The 21,612-nt window shown below is 56.0% G+C and carries 22 protein-coding genes and 1 other RNA gene; 1 reads left to right on the top strand and 22 read right to left on the bottom strand.

Going from position 1 to position 21,612, the window contains the following annotated elements; translation table 11 throughout:
* Positions 1-214 precede the first annotated feature (214 nt).
* The 13 genes from ACFFK0_RS28410 to ACFFK0_RS28350 form a co-directional block, all read right to left on the bottom strand.
* Positions 215-487 carry a hypothetical protein gene (locus ACFFK0_RS28410; RefSeq protein WP_377474381.1) on the bottom strand — a complete coding sequence of 91 codons (273 nt, stop codon included), beginning with the start codon at positions 485-487 and terminating at the stop codon, positions 215-217.
* A gap of 39 nt (positions 488-526) precedes the next feature.
* On the bottom strand, positions 527-961 hold the full coding sequence (locus tag ACFFK0_RS28405; RefSeq protein WP_377474379.1) for a hypothetical protein: 435 nt from the start codon (positions 959-961) through the stop codon (positions 527-529).
* A 25-nt stretch (positions 962-986) separates the two neighbouring features.
* On the bottom strand, positions 987-1,277 hold the full coding sequence (locus tag ACFFK0_RS28400; RefSeq protein ID WP_377474376.1) for a YlaH-like family protein: 291 nt from the start codon (positions 1,275-1,277) through the stop codon (positions 987-989).
* Positions 1,278-1,303: 26 nt separating this feature from the next.
* Positions 1,304-3,151 (bottom strand): translational GTPase TypA, encoded by a 1,848-nt coding sequence (gene typA, locus ACFFK0_RS28395; protein ID WP_377474374.1) that lies wholly within the window; start codon positions 3,149-3,151, stop codon positions 1,304-1,306.
* Positions 3,152-3,270: 119 nt separating this feature from the next.
* On the bottom strand, positions 3,271-3,750 hold the full coding sequence (locus tag ACFFK0_RS28390; RefSeq protein WP_377474372.1) for a hypothetical protein: 480 nt from the start codon (positions 3,748-3,750) through the stop codon (positions 3,271-3,273).
* 134 nt (positions 3,751-3,884) lie between these two features.
* Positions 3,885-4,514 carry a TerC family protein gene (locus tag ACFFK0_RS28385; protein ID WP_377474405.1) on the bottom strand — a complete coding sequence of 210 codons (630 nt, stop codon included), beginning with the start codon at positions 4,512-4,514 and terminating at the stop codon, positions 3,885-3,887.
* Between the two features lie 82 nt (positions 4,515-4,596).
* Complete coding sequence (gene thiI / locus ACFFK0_RS28380; RefSeq protein WP_377474403.1) at positions 4,597-5,799, bottom strand: tRNA uracil 4-sulfurtransferase ThiI; 1,203 nt, start codon at positions 5,797-5,799, stop codon at positions 4,597-4,599.
* Complete coding sequence (locus ACFFK0_RS28375) at positions 5,799-6,968, bottom strand: cysteine desulfurase family protein (RefSeq protein ID WP_377474401.1); 1,170 nt, start codon at positions 6,966-6,968, stop codon at positions 5,799-5,801. The genes thiI and ACFFK0_RS28375 overlap by 1 nt, the downstream gene beginning before the upstream one ends.
* A 348-nt stretch (positions 6,969-7,316) precedes the next feature.
* Complete coding sequence (locus ACFFK0_RS28370) at positions 7,317-8,108, bottom strand: lytic transglycosylase domain-containing protein (RefSeq protein ID WP_377474370.1); 792 nt, start codon at positions 8,106-8,108, stop codon at positions 7,317-7,319.
* A 167-nt stretch (positions 8,109-8,275) separates the two neighbouring features.
* The gene (locus ACFFK0_RS28365; protein ID WP_377474368.1) at positions 8,276-8,785 is read right to left on the bottom strand and encodes a hypothetical protein; all 510 of its coding nucleotides are present in this window, start codon (positions 8,783-8,785) and stop codon (positions 8,276-8,278) included.
* A 24-nt stretch (positions 8,786-8,809) separates the two neighbouring features.
* The gene (locus ACFFK0_RS28360) at positions 8,810-9,025 is read right to left on the bottom strand and encodes a DUF1540 domain-containing protein (protein WP_377474366.1); all 216 of its coding nucleotides are present in this window, start codon (positions 9,023-9,025) and stop codon (positions 8,810-8,812) included.
* A gap of 41 nt (positions 9,026-9,066) precedes the next feature.
* A complete protein-coding gene (locus ACFFK0_RS28355) occupies positions 9,067-10,176 on the bottom strand; it encodes a glycoside hydrolase family 15 protein (protein WP_377474364.1) in 1,110 nt (369 codons plus the stop codon).
* A gap of 166 nt (positions 10,177-10,342) precedes the next feature.
* A complete protein-coding gene (locus ACFFK0_RS28350) occupies positions 10,343-10,843 on the bottom strand; it encodes a YpuI family protein (RefSeq protein WP_377474362.1) in 501 nt (166 codons plus the stop codon).
* Between the two features lie 157 nt (positions 10,844-11,000).
* Here ACFFK0_RS28350 and ACFFK0_RS28345 point away from each other — a divergent pair, with 157 nt between their 5' ends.
* Positions 11,001-12,872 (top strand): S8 family peptidase, encoded by a 1,872-nt coding sequence (locus tag ACFFK0_RS28345; RefSeq protein WP_377474360.1) that lies wholly within the window; start codon positions 11,001-11,003, stop codon positions 12,870-12,872.
* A gap of 73 nt (positions 12,873-12,945) precedes the next feature.
* Here the strand turns inward: ACFFK0_RS28345 and rnpB are convergent.
* From rnpB to recO, 9 genes are all read right to left on the bottom strand, one after another.
* Positions 12,946-13,352: RNase P RNA component class A (gene rnpB, locus ACFFK0_RS28340), an RNA gene on the bottom strand.
* 54 nt (positions 13,353-13,406) lie between these two features.
* Complete coding sequence (locus ACFFK0_RS28335) at positions 13,407-14,525, bottom strand: Nif3-like dinuclear metal center hexameric protein (RefSeq protein ID WP_377474358.1); 1,119 nt, start codon at positions 14,523-14,525, stop codon at positions 13,407-13,409.
* Entirely contained in the window at positions 14,501-15,262 is a 762-nt protein-coding gene (locus ACFFK0_RS28330; RefSeq protein WP_377474399.1) for a tRNA (adenine(22)-N(1))-methyltransferase, read from the bottom strand. Before ACFFK0_RS28330 ends, ACFFK0_RS28335 begins: the two co-directional genes overlap by 25 nt.
* Before the next feature lie 5 nt (positions 15,263-15,267).
* Entirely contained in the window at positions 15,268-16,104 is an 837-nt protein-coding gene (locus ACFFK0_RS28325; RefSeq protein WP_377474356.1) for a hypothetical protein, read from the bottom strand.
* Between the two features lie 111 nt (positions 16,105-16,215).
* Complete coding sequence (rpoD, locus tag ACFFK0_RS28320) at positions 16,216-17,340, bottom strand: RNA polymerase sigma factor RpoD (protein ID WP_377474354.1); 1,125 nt, start codon at positions 17,338-17,340, stop codon at positions 16,216-16,218.
* Positions 17,341-17,378: 38 nt separating this feature from the next.
* The gene (dnaG, locus tag ACFFK0_RS28315; RefSeq protein ID WP_377474352.1) at positions 17,379-19,208 is read right to left on the bottom strand and encodes a DNA primase; all 1,830 of its coding nucleotides are present in this window, start codon (positions 19,206-19,208) and stop codon (positions 17,379-17,381) included.
* A 38-nt stretch (positions 19,209-19,246) separates the two neighbouring features.
* The gene (locus ACFFK0_RS28310) at positions 19,247-19,708 is read right to left on the bottom strand and encodes a YaiI/YqxD family protein (RefSeq protein WP_377474350.1); all 462 of its coding nucleotides are present in this window, start codon (positions 19,706-19,708) and stop codon (positions 19,247-19,249) included.
* An 89-nt stretch (positions 19,709-19,797) separates the two neighbouring features.
* Positions 19,798-20,625 carry a pyruvate, water dikinase regulatory protein gene (locus ACFFK0_RS28305; RefSeq protein WP_377474348.1) on the bottom strand — a complete coding sequence of 276 codons (828 nt, stop codon included), beginning with the start codon at positions 20,623-20,625 and terminating at the stop codon, positions 19,798-19,800.
* A gap of 145 nt (positions 20,626-20,770) precedes the next feature.
* On the bottom strand, positions 20,771-21,520 hold the full coding sequence (gene recO, locus ACFFK0_RS28300) for a DNA repair protein RecO (protein WP_377474346.1): 750 nt from the start codon (positions 21,518-21,520) through the stop codon (positions 20,771-20,773).
* Positions 21,521-21,612: the final 92 nt, after the last annotated feature.

The raw sequence follows: 21,612 nt of genomic DNA, 5'->3' as shown, positions 1-21,612 counted from the left end.
GTTATTAGCGCACAAATTTTCACAACTCAAATCCTAAATAGTAATAAATTACAACTTACCAGAAGTTCAATTACAACTATAGTGGGCGCTATCCCAAATGAGTTACTTCTCACCGCCGAAAAGGAATCGTTCCGGTAGCGTAAGGATAGCATAAATAATTTGAAATGAAACAAAAAACTCCTCCCTTAACGGCGAGGAGTTTTTGACTATTCACTTAGTTATATTTCGGATTCGCTTCGATATCGGCCAGCAGCTGCTCCGCCTGCTCGCGGTCGAACATTTGCAGCTTCGTTGTTCCATCCGCGGTGTAGCGAATATGAATCATCGTCTCATCGACACGACTGACTTCGAAATGCGACAAATGATGGTCCTCGCGCAAAATCTGTTCGAAAAAGTCGCGTGTATCCATCGCAGCCCGGTCGTCCGGACGCGCTTCCGCGACAATGCGAATTTGCAGCCAGTTAAACAGCGCATCTTGTAATTTCATGCGGTTCAGCTCCCCATATCGAATCGTCGTCGTGTTCACCTATCGTTGTGCCAGTAAAATCGGACTCAGGCCCCGGCCCCACCATGCCAAGAGCAGCTCGCTCCAAACGCCTTGAGGCGGCTGCGCAGCGGAAGCCCAGAGGCTCAGCGCTTCCTGCGGAGTGAGCAGCCGGTCCAGAAACGCTTCGGCGCAATGGGATAACGGCATGTCGTGACGCTCGTCCAGCACGATCTCCCCGCCGGCGGCCAAGCTCACCGCGGCATCTTCCTCCCGGCCACCACAAGCTTCCCTACCGTCCTCGTCATCCGCAAGCAGCAGATCCGCCTTAAATAGCGGCAATAGGCGCGGATGAACGGCGTGAAGCGACTGCCGGAATGTCATCCATTCCGGCGAATCGGCTTCTACGGTCATTCGATCTGCGCCTATCGTGACGGGCTCGTCGGTGCGAATCGGACATAACCACAATTGCGGCATGCCGTCACCTCCTGCTCCGTAGTCCTTATTTTTGCGATTGGGATGAAGCGTTGCGGTTTTGCCGCTTCTCCGCATACGCTCTTACACCGGTCATCAGCATAAGCAGCAATGCGACTGCAATACATAGCACGATCGGCAATCCGAAGATTTGGAAAATCAACAGTATATAGCAGCCGAAAGCCATCGCTGCGTAAACAAGCAGCAGCTTCAACAGCGGAAGCTTTCTCGTAGCGAACACTTTATGATATACGTAAGCCACCATGACGAAAATCAAGATGTACGTAATCAGGGTATGTTCACGAAGCCAATCGGTCATGTTCGGGGGCACCCCCTATCCTACAATTATACGTTCGATTCCGCCATTCTGCGGTTCTTCTCAGCTCGCTCCCGCTCGCTCTTGTTGAGAATTTTTTTGCGCAGACGGATCGATTTTGGCGTAATTTCGCAATACTCGTCGTCGTTCAAATATTCCAGCGCAGCTTCCAGTGTATAGATGCGCGGCGTCTTCATGCGGACCGTATCGTCCTTGGAGGCCGAGCGAATGTTCGTCAGCGCCTTTTCCTTACAGATGTTAACGATGATGTCGTTGTCGCGGTTGTGCTCGCCGACGATCATGCCCTCGTACACTTCCGTACCCGGCGTTACGAACAGAATGCCGCGGTCTTCAACAGACAAAATGCCGTACGTCGTCGCCGTGCCGTTCTCGGATGCGACGAGCACGCCCTCGTGGCGTCCGCCTACGCCGCTGCCCTGGTAAGGACCGTACGAATCGAACGCGCTGTTCATCTGGCCGTAGCCCTTTGTCAACGTCAAGAAGTACGTTCGGTAACCAATCAGTCCGCGCGCCGGGATCAGGAACTCGATCCGCACGTTGCCGTTGCCGTGGTTGATCATGTTGACCATCTCGGCTTTGCGGGTGCCGAGCGATTCCATTACCGCGCCCATGCTCTCTTCCGGCAGGTCGATGAGCAGTCTTTCGATCGGCTCGCTTTTCACGCCGTCGATGTCCTTAATGATAACCTCCGGCTTCGATACTTGCAGCTCGAAGCCTTCACGGCGCATATTCTCGAGCAGGATGCCCAGGTGAAGCTCGCCGCGCCCCGATACGATGAACGCATCCGGCGAATCGGTTTCTTCGACGCGCAGCGCCACGTCCGTTTCCAGCTCCTTGAACAGACGCTCGCGCAGCTTGCGGGACGTCACCCACTTGCCTTCGCGGCCGGCGAACGGCGAGTTGTTGACGAGGAACGTCATCTGCAGCGTCGGCTCGTCGATCTTCAGAACCGGCAGCGCCTCCGGGTTTTGCGGATCGGCGATCGTTTCTCCGATGTTGATTTCCTTAATACCGGCGATCGCGATGATGTCGCCCGCGCCCGCCTGTTCGATCTCAATTCGCTTCAAGCCCTGGAAGCCGAACAGCTTCTCAATGCGCGCCTGCTTCGTAACGCCTTCCCGGTTAATGACAGCGACGGACTGACCGGCTTTAATAATACCGCGGTTGACGCGGCCGATGCCGATCCGGCCAAGATATTCGTTGTAGTCCATCAACGTAACGAGGAACTGCAGTGACTCCTCGGTGCTCTCCGTCGGGTGTGGAATATGCTCCACGATCGTTTCGTAGAGCGCCTCCATCGTCGGCTCCTGCTTGGAAGCGTCCTGCTCCAGAGACGACGTGCCCATCAGACCGGAAGCATAGACCACTTTAAAATCAAGCTGTTCGTCCGTAGCGCCAAGCTCGATGAACAAGTCGATCACTTCGTCCAGCACTTCCGCAGGTCGTGCGTTCGGACGGTCGATCTTGTTGACGACGACGATCGGCGTCAGGTTTGCTTCGAGCGCTTTGCGCAGTACGAACTTCGTCTGCGGCATCGTGCCTTCGAAGGCGTCGACGACGAGCAGAACGCCGTCCACCATCTTCATAATGCGCTCCACCTCGCCGCCGAAGTCGGCGTGTCCTGGAGTATCCACAATGTTGATGAAGTAATCTTTATACTGAATGGCTGTATTTTTCGCTAGAATCGTAATACCGCGCTCGCGCTCCAGATCGTTGGAGTCCATCGCGCGTTCCTGGACAGCCTCATTCTCGCGGAACGTGCCCGATTGCTGAAGGAGCTTGTCAACGAGAGTAGTTTTGCCATGGTCGACGTGGGCGATGATGGCGATATTGCGGATTTTATCTCTTGCATGCATAGAAATACGATTCCTCTCCATTTCATGAAATAAGCGCCGGACTGAATTCCGACGCTTGCTTTCTATATATTTATGTTCATTATACGCGCCATTTCAACAAAATGCAAGTTTGCCCGCAGCTACCATACGCGAGGACGGCGCCAAATCAGGAGCAGCCCGGCAATCAGCAGTACGGCGGCGATGAAATACACCCCTAATTTCGCTATAACCGTGAAGGTGAAGAGCACCCCCGCCAAGACAGCCAGCACGATTGACACCGTAAGCGCCGTTCTTTCGCGCCGATCGAAGAAGTACATCTCATACAGCCCTACGGCAATACCGAGAATGAATCCCGGCCACAGGAACGACATCGCGCCCCAGCCGAATACGTTGCAGAACATGAACATCAGCCCGTAAATGACGAGCATGCCGCCCGGAATAAGCGCCGCAGCGGGAACCGTCCGGTTAAAATAAAGCATGTGCAGCCCCGCTCCGGCAGCGATCACTAGCAACGGCCAAAGCAAGCCGCCGATAAAACCGAATACTCCCAGCTTTCCTAACAGCAGCACAACAGCGATAACGATAAGCAGCAACCCGACAGACATGTTGTTACGTGACATCGTAATCCCTCCCGGAGCCGAACGTAAACGGGCGGGCCGGCCGTATAGCCGGCTGCTTTCGCCCGGTAGTTCGACAAGCTTCTACACTTAGTGTAGCGTAACTTGGAGAAAATTACTAGCCGCAGGCGGCGCCGTTACGCCCTCCTCGGGATCAGCCGTTTAATCAGTCCGGCCAGCAGGACGAGGGACGTCGACGCGAGCGGTATAAGATGATGAAGCTTGGACCCTTCCGTAATGAACAGGCGCTGCATGCTTTCATCCTTGACGAACATTTCGCCCGCCGTATACCCCAAAATAGCTGCGCCTAAGAAAATCAGAACCGGATAACGCTGCAGCAGCTTCATGACGATCGTACTGCCCCATACGATGAGCGGAACGCTCAGACCGATCCCGAGCATAATGACGCCGATGTCGCCTTTAGCCGCCGCCGCGATCGCCAGTACGTTATCCAGACTCATAACCAAGTCGGCAAGAATAATTGTCCATATCGCCTTCGGCAGCGACGACGCCTCTTTAATTTGGGCGTGGCCTTCGTCCTCGTTCAGCAGCTTTACCGCAATCCACAGCAGCAGCAGAGACCCCACCGCTTGTATATACGGAACCTTGAGCACGGCAACCGCCAGCAGCGTCAGCAGCAGCCGCAGACCGACGGCGCCGGACGTCCCCCACCAAATCGCTTGCTTGCGCTGGGCTAGCGGCAAATTTTTGCTGGCCATCGCGATGACGACCGCATTATCTCCGCTCAGCACGATGTTAATCATCATAATTTTCAAGAAAAGCAGGCCAAATAGGAGCAAATCCACGCGACCTCGTCTCCTTTCGCCTTATCCGGTGAGCCGTTAATTGTTAAAATAAATGCGCGTGCTCGTCCTTGCGACCCGCCGTAATGCGCAGCGTCTCCGTCTCCTGTACCGCCTTGTCGATCAGGTCGGGCAGCCACGGCATATTGCGCTCGATCGCTTCGACGACCCGCATATTCGGGTTGGTGCTCGGCGACGGCGGGACGAACAGCGTGCAGCAATCCTCATACGGCAGTGAAGATATGCCGAAGGTACCGATGTCCTCCGCGAGACGAATGATGTCCCTTTTGTCGGTCATGATCAGCGGCTGCAGGATCGGCAGCTGCACCGCGCGGCGGGACGCGTTCAAGCCGGGCAGCGTTTGGCTCGCCACTTGTCCGAGGCTTTCCCCGGTTACAAGCGCCTGCGCCCCTTCCCGCTCCGCCACCTTCTCGGCAATGCGCAGCATCGCTCTGCGCAGGATCGTCACGAGCAAATTATCGTTGTAGGCTTGATGCACCTTCGTCTGCAGCTCCGTAAACGGCACCATGTGCAGCTTGATATCGCCGGAATATTGCGCCAGAACGCGTGCGAGATCGACGACCTTCTGCTTCGCTCTTTCGCTCGTATACGGAAAGCTGTGGAAATGCACCGCTTCGAGCTCCAGACCGCGCCGCATCGCCATCCAGCCGGCAACCGGCGAGTCGATGCCGCCCGACAGCAGCAGCACCGCCTTACCGTTCGAGCCGTACGGGTAGCCGCCGGCCCCTTCGACGATGTCGGTGTAGAGGAGCGCTCTCGTTTCCCGCAGCTCAATATGCAGCTCCGTGTCGGGCTTGCGCACATCGACCGTAAGTCCCGGAACATGCTCCAGCACGTAACCGCCGACCAGGTAGTTCATTTGCTGCGAGTCGTATGGGAAAGAACGGTTGGCACGGCGTACGGATACCTTGAACGTCTCCGGACGCCGGGGCAATCCGGCGACGATTTCCGCCGCTTTGCTGCGGATCGCGTCAAAGTCCAGCTCCGCCGTATAAGCGGGACTGTACGAGTATAGGCCGAACACTTTGTCCAGAGCGGCGGCAACGGACTCCGTCGGCTCTCCGTTCAGCTCGATGTAAATGCGTCCGAATTCAGGCGTAAACCTGATGCCCGGCACATGCTCGAGCAGTGCCTTCAATTGGTGCAGCACGCGCCTCTCAAAGCGCGCGCGGTTGCGTCCCTTGAGCGTCAGCTCTCCGAAACGGGCGATGACAACGTCCGGCTTCATCATGATCGCCTCCCTGTCCGCACCTGCTGGAGCATCGGACGAAGCTCGAGGGCCGTTTCGGCAAGCGCCGCTACAAACCGTCTCGCATCCTCCTCCGTGTAATCCTCGGGGTAGCTGATCCTGAGTCCGCTGACGGCCCGCGAACGGTCGAAGCCCATCGCCTCCAGTGTCGTGCTCGGCTTCTCTTCGCCGGAAGAGCAAGCGGATCTTGTCGAGATATACATACCGCGCTTCTCCAGTGCATGCACGACGACCTCGGATTTCATCCCCGGGTACGTCAAATGCACAATATGCGGAGCCATACCGGTTCCGTCGGCCGGGCCGGTTAACTGCAGTCCGGGAATGTGCCCGATACCGTCCGCTACAATGCGTCGAAACGCCTCTTTACGGCGAATCGCTTCGTCCAGTCGGGAGGTCGCCATCCGCAGCGCCTTCGCCATACCGACGATGAGCGGCACATTTTCCGTTCCCGAACGGGCTCCATGCTCTTGACCGCCTCCGGCCAGCAGCGGCTCCAGTCTGACACCTTCGCGACGATATAAGAACCCTACACCTTTAGGACCTCTGAATTTGTGAGCCGAGGCACTGAGCAGATCGACGCCCAGCTCGGCCGGGAAAACCGGCAGCTTGCCGACGCCCTGCACCGCGTCTACGTGAAGCAGCGCTTTCGGATAGGCCTTCAGCATGCGGGCGACTTCCGCGATCGGCTGTATGCGGCCCATCTCATTATTGACATGCATAACACTGACCAGGATCGTATCGTCGCAGAGCGCCTCCTTTAGCTTGTCCAGCCGGACCGCTCCGCTTTCGTCCACCGGCACGACGGTAAGGCGGTAGCCCTGCCGCTCCAGCTGCCGCATCGCTTCGCTGACGGAAGCATGCTCGATCGGCGTCGTGATCAGATGCTTGCCTTTCCCCGCCGCCAGCGCCGCCCCCTTGATCGCCAAATTGTTGCTTTCCGTCCCGCAGGAGGTGAAGACGATCTCGCCGGGCTTCACTCGCAGTAGGTTCGCAATCGTCTCTCTAGATTGTATGACAAGCCGTTCCGCCTCTATGCCTACTCGATGGATCGAGGACGGGTTTCCGTAATAGGAGGCCATCACTTCGCGTACCGCGTCGATGACCTCCGGGTAAGGAGGCGTCGTCGCCGCGTAATCCAAATACAGCATCGCTTTCATCATCCTTTCGCCTTCTGCCCTTTATTTAAGCGCATATGCGGGATGAATACAAGCTACTGGCGTACCCGACGGATTGTACCGTTTGAAAATGAACTATACACAATGCACATCGCTATACGCGGATATAACTTAATGAAACGATTTTCAAGGCGTTATTATTGTTGAATGCCTCCATTGCGATATTCTCACCCGATACCGCCTTCGAAATCCGTTATTGTCAATCATTCATTGAAATCCATGCAATGAACGCCGCGAGAATCCGCCATCCCTTCGTTCGCCGGAGTCTCAGCCTTATCCCCTCAGAAATTTGCCAATAAAAAAGCCGACCTCCAGAGGAGATCAGCTCATCGATGCTGCTGTATATTGATCCTTCAGCGACAGAACGCGCTGCACGTAATTTTGGGTTTCTTTAGGCAGCTGCCCGAGCTTCGCCGCCAAATCCGCATCGGTACGAATGCCTAGCCGATCGACCCGGCCCGGTCCGGCGTTGTAAGCGGCGAGAGCGACTCCTTCGTTCCCGTTGTACTTCCGCAGAAGACCGGACAAGAACTGCGTTCCCGCCCGGACATTTTGCCCCGGATCGAACGGATCCGTTACACCCAAGCCCGCACCAGTGCCGTCCATGAGCTGCATCAGTCCTTTGGCCCCCGCATGCGATACCGCATTCGGGTTATACGACGACTCCTGATGGATGACCGCTTTAATCAAGCTCGTGTCCACCCCGAAACGGGAACCGTTGTAAGCGATCAGGTCATCGTAGCCGGATGAATGGCCGCCGCCCGTCGAATTTCCCGCTTCACTGCGCAGTGCTTGTTTGTTGTATGCAGTATATGCCGCAGCCGAACGGTAAGCCGCTGGCAGGGTCCCGGCAGCTAAACCGCCAGCTCCGAAACCGGCCAGCGTATTCATCGCTCCGCCGCCAAGCGCCGCGAGCGAAGCCAGCGGGTTGCCGTCCGCGGATGAAGCTTCAGCACCCGAACCGCCGGTCTGCTCAAGCATCGTCTGCAGGAGGCCGGCAAAATCGTCGTCCGAGGAAGCCGCTGCGGCATGCTGGCCGGACGTAATCAATTCCATTGTATTTAGCAGCTGCAGCTGCAGCAATTGTTTCAGCGTAGTCGCATTGACATTCACAGGTTCGTCCTCCAGCCGGGCGCACCATGCGCCTATGTACGACTCCATTTTACACGCTTTGGGACAATTTGACTACAGGGAAATATGCGGTAAATGGCCGATAACGTCGAAAAACCACTCGATCCTCAGACAGAGGAACGAGTGGCTTAATGCAGCAACAGTTCAAATTACGTGTAGTATGGCACAAGAACATAATAAGCGGCGACAGCCAGCAAACCGAGCGCCATCGACCATACGCCCAGCGTCCGGTTGCCCCTAACGAAGGCGGCAAACCCGACGACGATCGAAGCGGGCCCCAATACGGCAGGAAGAAAAAACAGCGAGATCGCTGCGAGAACAAGTGCCGCGATCCCCAGTGACTTATTCCGGGTAGCGACATTCTCGTCATCCTCCACCAGAGCGCCGATGGCGGCTAATGCATCGCCATCGCCATCGCCTCGCCGAGTCTCCGCATCGGCAGCAGCACGCACGCCGGCCGTCCCCTCCTGGGCCACGGGAATGCGGGGCGTGTCATAACGCCGCATCGCTTCTCCCCGCTGCACGGCCGTTCCCGGTAAGGTAGGCGTCAGCTCGGAAGCGTACTCCTCGTCGCGGGCTCCCCCGACGCTTGCCTCCCGCTCGAACTGCTTGCGGCCGTAGACGGAAGGAGATTCGCTTTGTTCATGATCGGAGTTCATGCTTGTACGCTCCTTACGTTACGGCTATTGTTTGGGCTTAAAGGTGTGACAGCAAGTTGTGGACGACGTGTTCGCCGTATCCTGGTGAGCGGAATCGAACGATTCACCGGCAAATTCGGCATTATAATCGACTTTCGCATGAGCGTCAACATCGATCATAATCGCATCGGCCCCACATTTGTTGCCTTCATTCCAGAACGTGCAATTCGAAACGGAGCATTTCACTAATGGTTTCGGCATCGTTATCACCCCTTTCGTAGAGTGCGCGATACCGGCCCGCCCTATGCCCGTTTCAAATTAGCAGATAGTACTAAGTACATCGCATGCGACCACAGCAAAGGCACCGCAGGCTCGCCCCAGCGAGTCTGCCAGTCCCTGTAAGCTTCCTCGTGCAGCAGCCCTACCGGCACTTGCTCCGGCAGCCGTCCGAGCTCATCCGCATGATCTTCCATCCATGCCAGGCAACGCGCGGCGCCGTCCAGGTCGCCGAGGCCCGCAAGCACCCAGCCGTACCAGCCGGTCAGCAGCAGCCACGAACCTCCCCCGTAATACGTATCCTCCACGTAACGATGCATACCGCCATCACGAACCAATTCGTTCCGAATCCGCTCCAGCGTAGCTTCCATCACGGGCTCGCCGGGCTCGAATACGCGGAACGGCTCTACAAGCCACATCAAGTTAGCGTCCACACCGGGCAGTACCGGCTGCCAGCTTCCATCGCGGTGAACGACCGATTTGACAAAGGTACCGTTATGTACACAGTTTCCGGCCAAGAATCGTTTTATTTCCTCCGCCGTCTCCAGCAGATCGCCCCGCCCCTCCAGCTCGCCGATTGCCATTAACCCGCCGTATAAGCACGCCAGCGTCGAAGGATGCACATAATCTGGATTTTCCTCCCAGCAGTCGAAATTCGGCCAGGGCCAGAACGCCGTGACGTAGCGAAGCGTCAACTCGATCGAGCCGCGGAACCGGTCCAGCAGCTCCGTACGCCCCGTCAAGCGAATGTGCTGGGTAAGCCCCCAGAGCCAAGTGCCGTAGCCATCGAGCTGAAAATGTCCCCACTCCCCATCATCGTCCCGCCCATCCAAGTGAAACCGGGTTCCGAGAAACTCGCTGCGGTCGATCCACTGCTGGGCTTCTTTTTTGGCGAGCAGCTTTTCCACGATGTCCGCTTTCCGGCTCAGCACCCGATCCACCCAGCCGTAAAACCGCTCGCTGCTCTCATACTCTCCCGACAGATCCATCGCGTATGCGATGAACGTACCGTCCCGTAACCAGCCGTAAGCGTAATTCGCAAACAAAGGGCAAGCCACATAGCTGCCGCTCGGATGCTGGTTCCAAACAATAAGCTGTTTCGCGCATTGCTCCAAAGCCGACCGACGATCCGACATTCGTGTGCACGCTCCTTACCGCTGAGGTTAAAAATAAGAAAAACACCCATCGGAGTATTTTAAAGATGAGCGACCGCGTCAAGCGGAAGTTGTTATATCGCCATAAAGAAAAGAGATGCTCTATCGCATCTCTTCTCTCACCATTAGGCGCCAAACCGTATCGGTATTACACCCGTTCGCCCTGCATTCTCTTCTGAGTAATATAGTCCGTCTCGTAATAAGACAAATCCTCGCGCAGCTCTTCGAAAATCTTGGACAGCTCGACCGTCAGGTCGCGCACTTCGCGGGACGGCTTCTTCCGGAAGCGGATCGCATCTTGTCCAGTATACGCATATCGGCCGTCTTCGGAGTAGCACTCATTCTTCGGGTAGAAGAAATTGCTGACGCAGTTATGATACACGTCGTACAACGTGCGTTCGGCATAATCGACGTTAAAGTTCGGACGTCGCAGCGATACGCCGATTTTCTCATAAGCAACTTCGCAAAATACGAGCAAGTGGCGAGCGTCGGACAAATATCCACGATAAAACTCGTCCATGGCCGGATCGTTCTCTACATTCAATTGCGATAAGGCATGCGAGTTTAAGAACAGCTCGAGTTTGGCAATGGCTTCCTTCAGCTTCGTGCGGGTAGATTCACAAGTATTTTTTACGTTGAATACAGCCATATCCAAAAGACCTCCTTCAATAACAACCATCGCTCTTCATATCGTACCATAAAATAACTTCAATCTCTAGGTGCATAAATCATTTCCCAGTAAATAACCCTAAGTGCAAATCAAGATGACAATCGAGCTTTCAGCGAAGCTCCCCAGGAGGTTTCCTATGTGGAGATATGTGTTGTCGTTCGCGCTGGCTGCCGTATTCGGCGTGCTGCTCGCAGTGTATCGCCAGCATCCTCAAGATTACCAGGTCCAGCCTATGGCGGAGACGAGCCAAAAGCAGCTTCTGGTCAATCAGGATATCGAGCGAACCGACGAGCTGTGCCGCACCCAGTGCGCACTCGACTTCCGCACCGGCGCGGCGGAGCTTCAGGGCAAGTCCGGCGAAGCCGCCAAGACGGTACTGGAGCGGCTCCGTTCCGAGCACGGGCATATGGACCGGTTAATTTGGTCCGGCAAGGAGCAGGCGCTCGAAGAAGGGACAGCAGCCGGAGCCGTCGACGGCGGTGTGGAGGAAGCGGCCCGGACGTACATGCAGGCTGCCAAAGATGCCGCGAAGCGAGGCGAATCGTACCAGTCGCCCAAAATCCGTAAAGGTGAAGAAGCCTATTTTGTCCTTGGGCAGCCTTCTCCGGACGGCAGCGGCGTGCTGATCGGCCTCGTTCATCAAGAAATTTTGGCTCACGTCGCCGATCATCAGCGGAAAAATTTAAGGCTGCAGCAATTCCCGATCGAGTCGCATCCGAAGATTCAATCCGCCGACGCGGCTACTTTGCGGGACAAAGCGGTTCAGAAGCCCGACGATTCGGCGGGGACAAGCCATTACCATGAAAATGAAGTCGTCGTTCGCTTTAACAACACGCCGTCCGAAGACCAGCTGCGTCAAATACAGCGTGAAATCGGTGCAGCCTCCTACCGGAAGCTTGGATATACGTACGTCTTCCGCGCCGAGCGGCTGGAAGCCAAAGATTTGATGAACTATTTCCGTAAATGGGACGTGGCCTATGCGGAGCCGCATTTCTTCTATGTGACGAACGATGTAATCATGAAAACCGAGACCGACATGAGCGGCAGTGAAGCGTCCCTGCAGCCGAACGACTATTTGTACGCCCGTTATCAGTGGAACTTGCCTATCACGGATACAAACCAAGGCTGGGCGGTCAACAAGGGAGATAAGAACGTCCCGGTCGCCGTCGTCGATACGGGGGTCGACATTCACCATTCCGATCTGCAGGGCAATCTCTTGACCGGGTACAACGTTGTGAACCCGGACACCGATCCGCTTGACGATGTCGGTCATGGAACCCACGTAGCCGGTGTCATCTCGGCGCTCGTCAACAATGGGCTCGGCGTCGCCGGCATGACCTGGTACAATCCGGTTATGCCCGTCAAGGTGCTGGACTCGAGCGGATCCGGATCGACGTACGCCGTTGCGCAGGGCGTCATCTGGGCTACGGATCACGGGGCGAAAGTAATCAATATGAGTCTGGGCAATTACGCGGATGCGCAATTTCTGCACGACGCGATAAGGTATGCGTACGACCATGACGTCGTGCTGATTGCCGCAAGCGGCAACGACAACACGGAGCGTCCCGGCTTCCCGGCGGCGTACCCGGAGGTGTTCGCCGTAGCGGCCACGGACTCCAACAACAACAAGGCCGCGTTCTCGAACTACGGCGATTATATCGATGTCGCGGCGCCGGGCGTCAGCATCGCCAGTACGTATCCGCACAACCAATACGCGGCCTTGTCCGGAACATCGATGGCGTGCCCGCACGTAACCGCGCTGGCGGCGCTGATCCGTTCGACGAACCCGCTTCTGAAAAACACCGAAGTGATGGACATCATGCGTCAATCCGCCAGAGATATCGGAACGCCGGGTAAAGACGCCTACTTCGGCTATGGCTTAATCGATGTCGTCAAAGCGGTACAGATGGCCGAGCAGTCCAAATATTCCATGACCTACTGGCCGAAATGGGCGGCGCGTCAAATCGAAGCGGCGGCAACCAAGTTCACGGCGGCTAGCGTCAAGTAGCAGTGCTCCATAAATGCCAAAAGGCCGTCTGCAGCGTATGCTGCAGGCGGCCTGCTTGTTGTTGTTAGCAGTCGTGGAAAGTTTGCCGTAAGCCGGGTTCTGTACTTCCGGTGGTCGTAACGGGGGTTAACCCTGCCACCATTGAAGCGACAATCATCTATCTAGGCCGTACATTACTGCACGGCTCCAGCGACCAACCCGAACGCGCCCCGGGCAAGGGCTGTCCGCTCGAAGCGGACTGCGTTCCTCTTAGGTCTTGCTCCAAGTGGGGTTTACCAGGGACGAAGTCACCAGCGTCCCTCGTGGTCTCTTACACCACGGTTCCACCCTTGCCTGTGCGCCTTGCGGCGCCATCGGCGGTCCATTTCTGTGGCACTTTCCTTCAGCTCGCGCTGACTGGACGTTATCCAGCACCCTGCCCTATGGAGCCCGGACTTTCCTCTCGCGGCCGAAGCCGCCAGCGATTGTCTGTCAAACTTTCCGAAACTAGTTGCTAGTATACAGGACGCGGCCGACGATTACAACCGCTAATCGTTACATGAACTGGAAGACTTCGGTGGATACGGCGGAAGGCGTGACCGGCGTCGAATATCCGGCTACCTCCAGCTTGGCGCGCAGCACATCGGCGACGCCGCGCTTCATAATTTTCTCGATGTTGTGGCCCGCATCGATGATCGCCATACCGGCCGCCAGCGCGTCGTGAGCCGTATGGTAATCGATATCGCCGGTAACGAGTACATCGGCTCCTGCAAACTGCGCACGGCGCACATAACGGGCTCCGGAGCCGCCCAATACGGCAGCCTTGCGGACCGTTTGCCCGGGATCGCCGATGACGCGAACGAACGGTACGTCGAGCGCACGCTTCACCTGCCCGATGAACTTCTCCAGCGTAACCGGCTCGGGTAGCGTGCCGAACCGTCCGATGCCGACAGTGCGTCCCTTCAGGTCCATCGGGTACAGGTCATACGCAACTTCTTCGTAAGGATGAGCTTTCAGCATCGCTTGCACGACCCGCCGTTCAATGCTTTCCGGCACGATCGTCTCCACCCGTACCTCTTGCGCCCGCTCCAGCTTGCCTGCCTGTCCGATGAACGGCTTCGCCCCCTCCTGCGGCAGAAACGTGCCCGTTCCCGGAATGTTGAAGGAGCAGTGGCTGTAGTTGCCGATCCACCCGGCTCCAGCCTGAAACAGAGCGTCCAGCACGCGCTGATGATGGCTTTCCGGCACGAATACGACCAGCTTCTTCAGCTTCTCCGTATGGACGTCCTCGAGATGCCCTTTAACCTGGATGCCCAGCGCATCGGCCAGCATATCGTTGACGCCGCCGTCCGCTACATCCAAATTCGTATGGGCAATATAAACGGCAATGTCGTGCTTGATCAGCTTCTCATATAACCGTCCTGCAGGCGTATCCGTCTGAATATGAGCAAGCGGCCGGAAAATGATCGCATGGTGGGCAATAATCAGATTGGCGCCGATGCGAATCGCTTCCTCGACAACCTCCTCCGTTACGTCCAGCGCCGTCAAAATGCCCGTAATTTCCTTCTGCAGCGTGCCGAGCTGGAGTCCGATTTTGTCGTCGGGCATGGCCACGATATGCTTCGGACACCAAGCTTCAAACAGCTGAATTACCGTTTGGCCTTTGACAAGCATGACAGCACCTCCTCCGTCTCTCGAATGAACCGCCGCAGCTCGTCCTCCTTCGCCCGGGACGCCTCCGCCGCGGACTGGGACAGCTGCTTGCAAATCCGCTCCAGCTTCTCCAGCTCCAGCATCCATTTGTGAATAAATACGTCGGAGCCTTGGTCCAGCAAATACGGACCCATCTGAAGCAGCCGCTCTTTATCCACGACCAAATCCGGCCGCAACACCCGGGGCTCGTAAAGCTCTTCGTTGGCGCGGTCCGCCTCGGAGGTTCGCAGCGCTGTCAGCACCTCGTAAATTTTGCCGTCTTCCTCCAAAATATGCTCCTTGGCGAGAAACCAGCCGTGCTCCAGAAGCCAGCGGCGGACCGTATCCTCGCCGACATTAGGCTGAAGGACGAGCGTCCGGACGCCTGCAAGCTTATCCAGACCGGCCGTCAAAATTGATACGATCAGCGCCCCGCCCATGCCGGCTATCGTAATGCAATCCACTTCCTCCGGCTTTAGAACAGATAACCCGTCACCCAGCCTGACTTCGATCCGGCCCGTCAGGCCGGCTTCACGCACCTGCTTGACCGCCGCCTGGAACGGTCCCTCATTCACTTCTCCGGCCACGGCAAAAGCAATCATGCCCCGCTCAGCCAAATATGACGGCAGCAAGGCATGATCGGAGCCGATGTCCGCCAGCTTGGCGCCCTTCGGCACCAAGTCGGCGATTTGTTGTAACCGATTCGATAATTTGATCATTGTAGTCATGCAACCCATTCTATCCATTTTTTTCGCAGGAGAAACAAGAACGCGGCGGCTGCCGCAATTTTGCCGATCAGCAGCGCTTGCAGCTGTTGGTTAGGCAAATCGACCGGCAGAATAAAGCCATACACTTCCGGCACAAGCCAAACCAGACAGCCTACAAGGAACAAGATGGCCCCGGCCCGCTTGGCCCGCTGGTGCAGCAGCCAGCCCGACCAGATCAGCAGCACGCACAGCGGCAGCCAGCTGAGCTGCAGCGGCACGAAGGCAAGCTCGCCCAGCTTGTCGTTCAGCACCCAAGCATAGCAGCCGATAAGCCCCATCCACCCGCTAAAGTGAAAGATCGGCATGCGCCCGGTCAATCCGGTGAGCAGCCAGACGGAGCTAGTCCCGGCAATGTATCCTACATAAGCTGAAGGTTCCGTAATTTGGTTCAGCTTCAACAAATATACACCGACAACAAGCAAAAATAAAGAGCCTATCCCGACAAGCGCATTCGGAATAAGCGGGTTACCCGCTCGAAACCGATATGCAAACGTATAGCAGCAGAGCAGCACAAGCACGGCAATACCGATTTGCAATGATATGGCAAAAGAGTTAAAATTAAGACCAATTATTAGTGTAAAGCCAATGACGCCAAGGGCCAGCAGCCAGCCCTTCCAGGAGCTGTTCGCTATGGCCGACGACGACATGCCCAGCACCGTTCGGTCTGACGATCCGGCATCCGCGTTATCCGCATATAGATTCAATAGAAAATCACAGTATTGCTCAGGCAGCAGCTTGCTTCGCCGCCACTGTTCGATTTCTTTCACTACGATCACTTTCTTATCCGCATCCATTCGGCTCACCTTCCTTACCTACATTATCGGCGTGCGGAACTGGAAACTGTAGGGGTAAAAAACGCCTCCCGGCCGCATGCACCCATGCGCCTGGAGGCGTCCTGTTCCACCTTATTCAAGGAAATCCTTCAATCGCTTGCTCCGGCTCGGGTGACGCAGCTTGCGCAGTGCCTTCGCCTCAATCTGTCGAATCCGTTCGCGCGTTACGCCGAACACCTTGCCGACTTCCTCCAGCGTACGGGTCCGCCCGTCGTCAAGTCCGAAGCGCAGACGCAGCACGTTCTCCTCCCGCTCGGTTAACGTATCCAGTACGTCCTCCAGCTGTTCCTTCAGCAGCTCGTAAGCCGCCGCGTCGGATGGAGCGAGCGCTTCCTGATCCTCGATAAAATCGCCCAGATGCGAATCGTCCTCTTCCCCGATCGGTGTCTCCAGCGAAACCGGCTCTTGTGCGATCTTCATAATTTCCCGAACTTTATCCGTACTCAGGTCCATCTCTTTGGCGATTTCTTCCGGAGTCGGCTCACGACCAAGCTCCTGCAGCAGCTGGCGCGATACGCGAATCAGCTTGTTAATCGTCTCTACCATATGTACCGGAATCCGAATCGTTCTCGCTTGGTCGGCAATCGCCCGCGTAATCGCTTGGCGAATCCACCATGTCGCATAGGTGGAAAATTTGAAGCCCTTATCGTGATCGAACTTCTCGACCGCTTTGATCAAGCCCATATTACCTTCTTGAATCAAATCGAGGAACAGCATGCCCCGGCCTACGTAACGCTTCGCGATCGAAACGACAAGGCGAAGGTTTGCTTCGGCGAGCCGGCGTTTCGCTTCCTCGTCTCCAGCCTCGATCCGTTTCGCCAGATCGATTTCATCTTCCGCCGACAACAGCGGGACACGTCCGATTTCCTTCAAATACATCCGGACCGGGTCGTTAATTTTGATGCCGGGAGGAAGCGTCAAATCGTCGTCAAAATTAAATTCGTCATGCTCCGCTTCATCCGGATTGAACTGCGGACCGTCCTCCTCGTCGGACTCGTTGCCGACGTCGATGCCCATCTCGGACAGCTGCTCAAAAAATTCGTCGATCTGCTCAGGGTCCTGATCGAAAGGCGCAAGCTTCTCCATGATATCTTTATAAGTAAGGGAAGAGCGCTTCTTGCCTTGTTCAATCAGTTGTTCCTTGACCTGATCCAAGGTCAGTTCGGTTTCCATTTCGGTACGTTGATCGTTCGCCATAGAGTACAAACTCCCTCCTCCCTAGAATCCGAGGCAACTCAAGCTCGCAACTGCTTTTCTAGGGTTATCATCTCAATTCTGATTTGTGCCGCACGCAGCGGATCCCCTGTACGCTCTGCGTGTATCGCTTCTTCTTCTTTGCGCTTGATTTCCTGCTGCAAGGGAGCCTTCTTGATGATAGCAATATAATCGTCGATCACTCGTTCGTTCACCGCGTGGCTTGCACCGATCATCGCGATCGAGCTGGCCAGGCTGCTTAGCTCCGGATCCTGCAGCGTAGCCAAATATTTGCTCAGGTTCGGCTCGTTGTCCTGCGCATAAAAAGCATATAAATAAGCAGCGAGAACTGCATGGGCTTCCACCGTGAATCCGTCGCCGAGGCGTTCTTCCACGTGTCGGCACACTTCGCGATCGACCATCATGACAGCCAAAAGCAACCGTTCCGCATTGTGGGACGCAGATCGAAGCGGCGGGTCGCGATCCGCTTCTTTCCCATTATTCCTAACATTATTCCACAGATTGGCGTTATTATCCCCTGCGGGCTCCGATTTTTCTTTGCGGAGAAGGTGCTGCGCCACGTCCTGCTTGAGCGTTTCGATCGAGATGCCGAATTCCGAAGATAAGTCCCTTAAATAATGCTCTCGTTCGATCGGCGACGCAAGCTCCGATATAAGCTTCACCGCTCCCCGCAAATAGCGCAGTCGATCCGCTTCGTCCTGCAGCCTCACATTGCGCCGGGCATAGACGAGACGAAATTTGGTCGTCGTTACGGCGCCCTCGATAATTTCTCGCACGAAGCGGTCTTTACCGTAAGCGGCTATGTATTCGTCCGGATCTTTGCCGCCCTCGAGCATCGCTATTTTCACCGATAGCCCTGCCTGCTCGAGAATTGCAATGCTTTTGTACGCCGCCGCCTGGCCCGCATTGTCTCCGTCGTAACAAACGACCACTTCACCCGTAAGTCGTTTGAGCGCTTCGGCGTGCTCTTTCGTCAGTGCCGTCCCCATCGTCGCTACCCCGTGATGAACGCCTGCATCCCATGCCCTTATGACGTCGAAGTAGCCTTCGAAGAGAACGGCCTGCTCACGCTTCCGGATCTCGGCGCGGGCCCGGTGCAAATTGTACAGGCTTCTGCTTTTGTGGAAAAGCAGCGATTCGGGGCTGTTCAAATATTTCGGCTGGACATCTCCCATCGCTCGTCCGCCGAAGGCGATGACCCGCCCCTTGGCATCGTGAATCGGAATCATGACCCGGTCCCGGAACTTGTCCACGTAGCCTTGTCCGTCCGACTTGGCCGATACCAGCCCGCCTTGATCCATCAAAGGCAGCTTGAAGCCGCTTTTCTCCAGCTGCTTGACCAGAGCATCCCACATGTTCGGCGCGTACCCGATCTGAAACGTCTCGAGCAATTCGTCCGACATGCCGCGGGTACGCAAGTACGACAGAGCGTCTCGTCCCTGTGCCGTATTCATCAGAATCGACCGATATACCCTGGCCACCAGCTCATACGCCTTCAGCAGCTCGCCCCGTTCCTGCTGGTCCGGTGACGGCTCGCTCCCAGCGTCGTCCCACGTTACCGGGATTCCCGCTTCCTCGGCGAGCTGGCGAACCGCTTCAGAGAACGTCAATCCTTCGATCTCCATCGTAAACTGAATCGAGTTGCCGCCCTTATTGCAGCCGAAGCAATGAAAGATTTGCCGTTCGGGAGTAACGGTAAAGGAGGGGGTTTTCTCGGAATGAAAAGGACACAAACCTTTAAGATAGTGACCTTGTTTCGTTAAGTGTACGTGTTTGCCGACGACATCAGCGATATCGTTCGCCTTAAGTACGGCTTCAATCACTTCGTCGGGAATACGTCCGATGCCCAACCTGACCACCTGCTTCGATTAACACATAATACTATTCGCTACAAGAACTTATTCTCCTGCTGGTCAAGCAAAAGTTTTGTCAAACTGTGTAGAAACTGTTTCCTGTCCTCATCGGTGAGCGCTTTAGGCCCCTTTGTCCGCCCGCCGCCGCGGCGCCGGCGCGCATTCTCGTTGCGCCGGTCGAGCAAATAATCGATGTTCCCGTCGCTATACTCCTGCCCGCGGTTGGATAGGCAGCGGACGCCTTTCGCCAACGCAAGCGCCGCTAATCCGAAGTCCTGCGTAACAAGAATATCTCCTCTCCGGATTTGATTGGCGATATACAAATCGACGGATTGATCGGAACGGTCCACCTGAACGACGCGAACGCCATCCTGCTGCTCGAGCCGGTGATCATGCGAGGCGACCATGACCACTTCCCGGGAGTGGGAACGGCCCGCACCTACAATTTCCGATTTGACAGGACAAGCATCGGCATCGACGAAGATGCGGCCGTCCATAGCTGCTATCCTCCACTTCTGCTCGAATCACCACTCTAGTATATACGAGCATAGGTCAAATAAATCCTGCCGAATAGGATGAAGTAAAGTTACGTTACGACCCCCGTCTTGGTTTCGATATGGTCCATGATCAGACTGGCCGTCTCTTCGACGGCGCGATCGGTCACGTCAATGACGACACAGCCGATGCGCTTCATGATTTGGTCGGCGAATTCCAGCTCTTTGCGTATTCGCTCCACATTCGCATAATTCGCGTCCGAGGCGAGGCCGAGCGTCGCCAGCCGCAGCTCGCGGATTCGATTCAGCTTCGCCGGATCGATGCGCAGTCCGATCACCTTGTGAGGCGCTACGGAGAACAGCGACGGCGGCGGCTGCAGCTCAGGTACGAGCGGTACATTGGCGACTTTGTATTTCTTGTGGGCGAGGTACATCGACAACGGCGTTTTTGATGTCCTGGAGACGCCGATCAGCACGATATCCGCCTTTGGAACGCCGCTGAAGTCGCGGCCGTCGTCATATTTTACGGCAAATTCGACGGCTTCGACTTTCTTGAAATAATTTTCGTCAAGAGAATGAATCATCCCAGGCTGATGGCGCGCTTCCATCCCGAACGAGCGCTCGAGCGATCCAAGCACGGGTCCCAGCAAATCGACATAGGGGACGTTATGCTCCTGTGCCTGCCATACGAGGTAATCTCTGAGATCGGGTACGACAAGCGTAAAGGTGATCGTTCCCCCGTTGGCCTTAGCGGCTTGAATGACTTTGTCGACAGCGCGTTGATCTTGAACGAACGGCACCCGCAAAATTTCAACCTGAAGCGGATGAAATTGCGTCGCCGCCGCGCGAACGACGGATTCGCCGGTTTCCCCCGCCGAATCGGATACGACATATACCCGCGGATTTCGTGCTCCGGGCATAGAATATGGCCCCCTTTTGTTGCGGCTCAGCATACGTCGACGCTTGAACAAAAGACAAAAAAACTCGCCGCCGCATCTGCTCCAAGACGCGAATGACGAGGCGCTTTTATAGTTCATAGTATATTACCAAAACGTGTGAACTATGTCAAGGCAAAGGATACTTCTCCATTTGATCGAGAAACGACCTCGCTTTCCAGTTCACACCGATATGCGTATCCATATAAGCTCGCAAAATCGATTTTAATACGGCTTTCGTTTCCGGCTTGACTGTCGTCGCCCCGAGACGCCGTATATCGATACCGACAAACATGCGCAGCAGCTTCCAGGCCGCCTCGGTCAACGGTACGCCGCGCGGATCCTTGAACAAGCAGTTAGGGCACAGCGTTCCGCCCAGCTGCGGGCTGAACGCGGCAGGTCCGCTTGAGCTTCCGCAGGAAACGCAGGTATCGAGCACGGGCATATACCCGGCCAGCATCAGCATCCGCAGCTCAAATATATGGACGACGATTTGAGCGTCTTTGTTCTCCTCAATAGCGGTCAAAGCAGCGGCCAATTGATCGAACAAAACGGCGCTTCCGTCCCCGTCCTCCAGCATCCGGTCGACCATCTCCGCCATATAGGCGGCATAAGCCGACTTCATCAAATCTTCGCGGAGGCCGTGATGAGCGTCGGCGATCTCCGCGGAGCTGAGCGTACCGAGCCCGGAGGTGCGGAAATAGACATATTCGCCGCGGGTAAACGCTTGGGATGCCGCACCGAGGCGGCTGTTTAATTTTTTGGCGCCGCGCGCCATAACGCCTACCTTACCGGCCTCGCGCGTCAGCAGCCGTACGATCTTGTTCCCTTCCCCGTAGTCGGTCGTCCGCAGAACGATCCCTTGCACGGTATGCAGCATACCCGTTTCCACTCCACTCGGCAAAAAAAATAATTTGAATATCAAGTTAGCTCCGCTAAGGTCATGATGTGAGCTTCTGGTAGGTGATGGTG

It is taken from the genome of Paenibacillus chartarius, from assembly GCF_042432825.1.
Taxonomy (GTDB): Bacteria; Bacillota; Bacilli; order Paenibacillales; family NBRC-103111; genus Gordoniibacillus; species Gordoniibacillus chartarius.
Note: the sequence above shows the minus strand (reverse complement) of the source record. Positions and strands in the feature narration are given on the sequence as shown.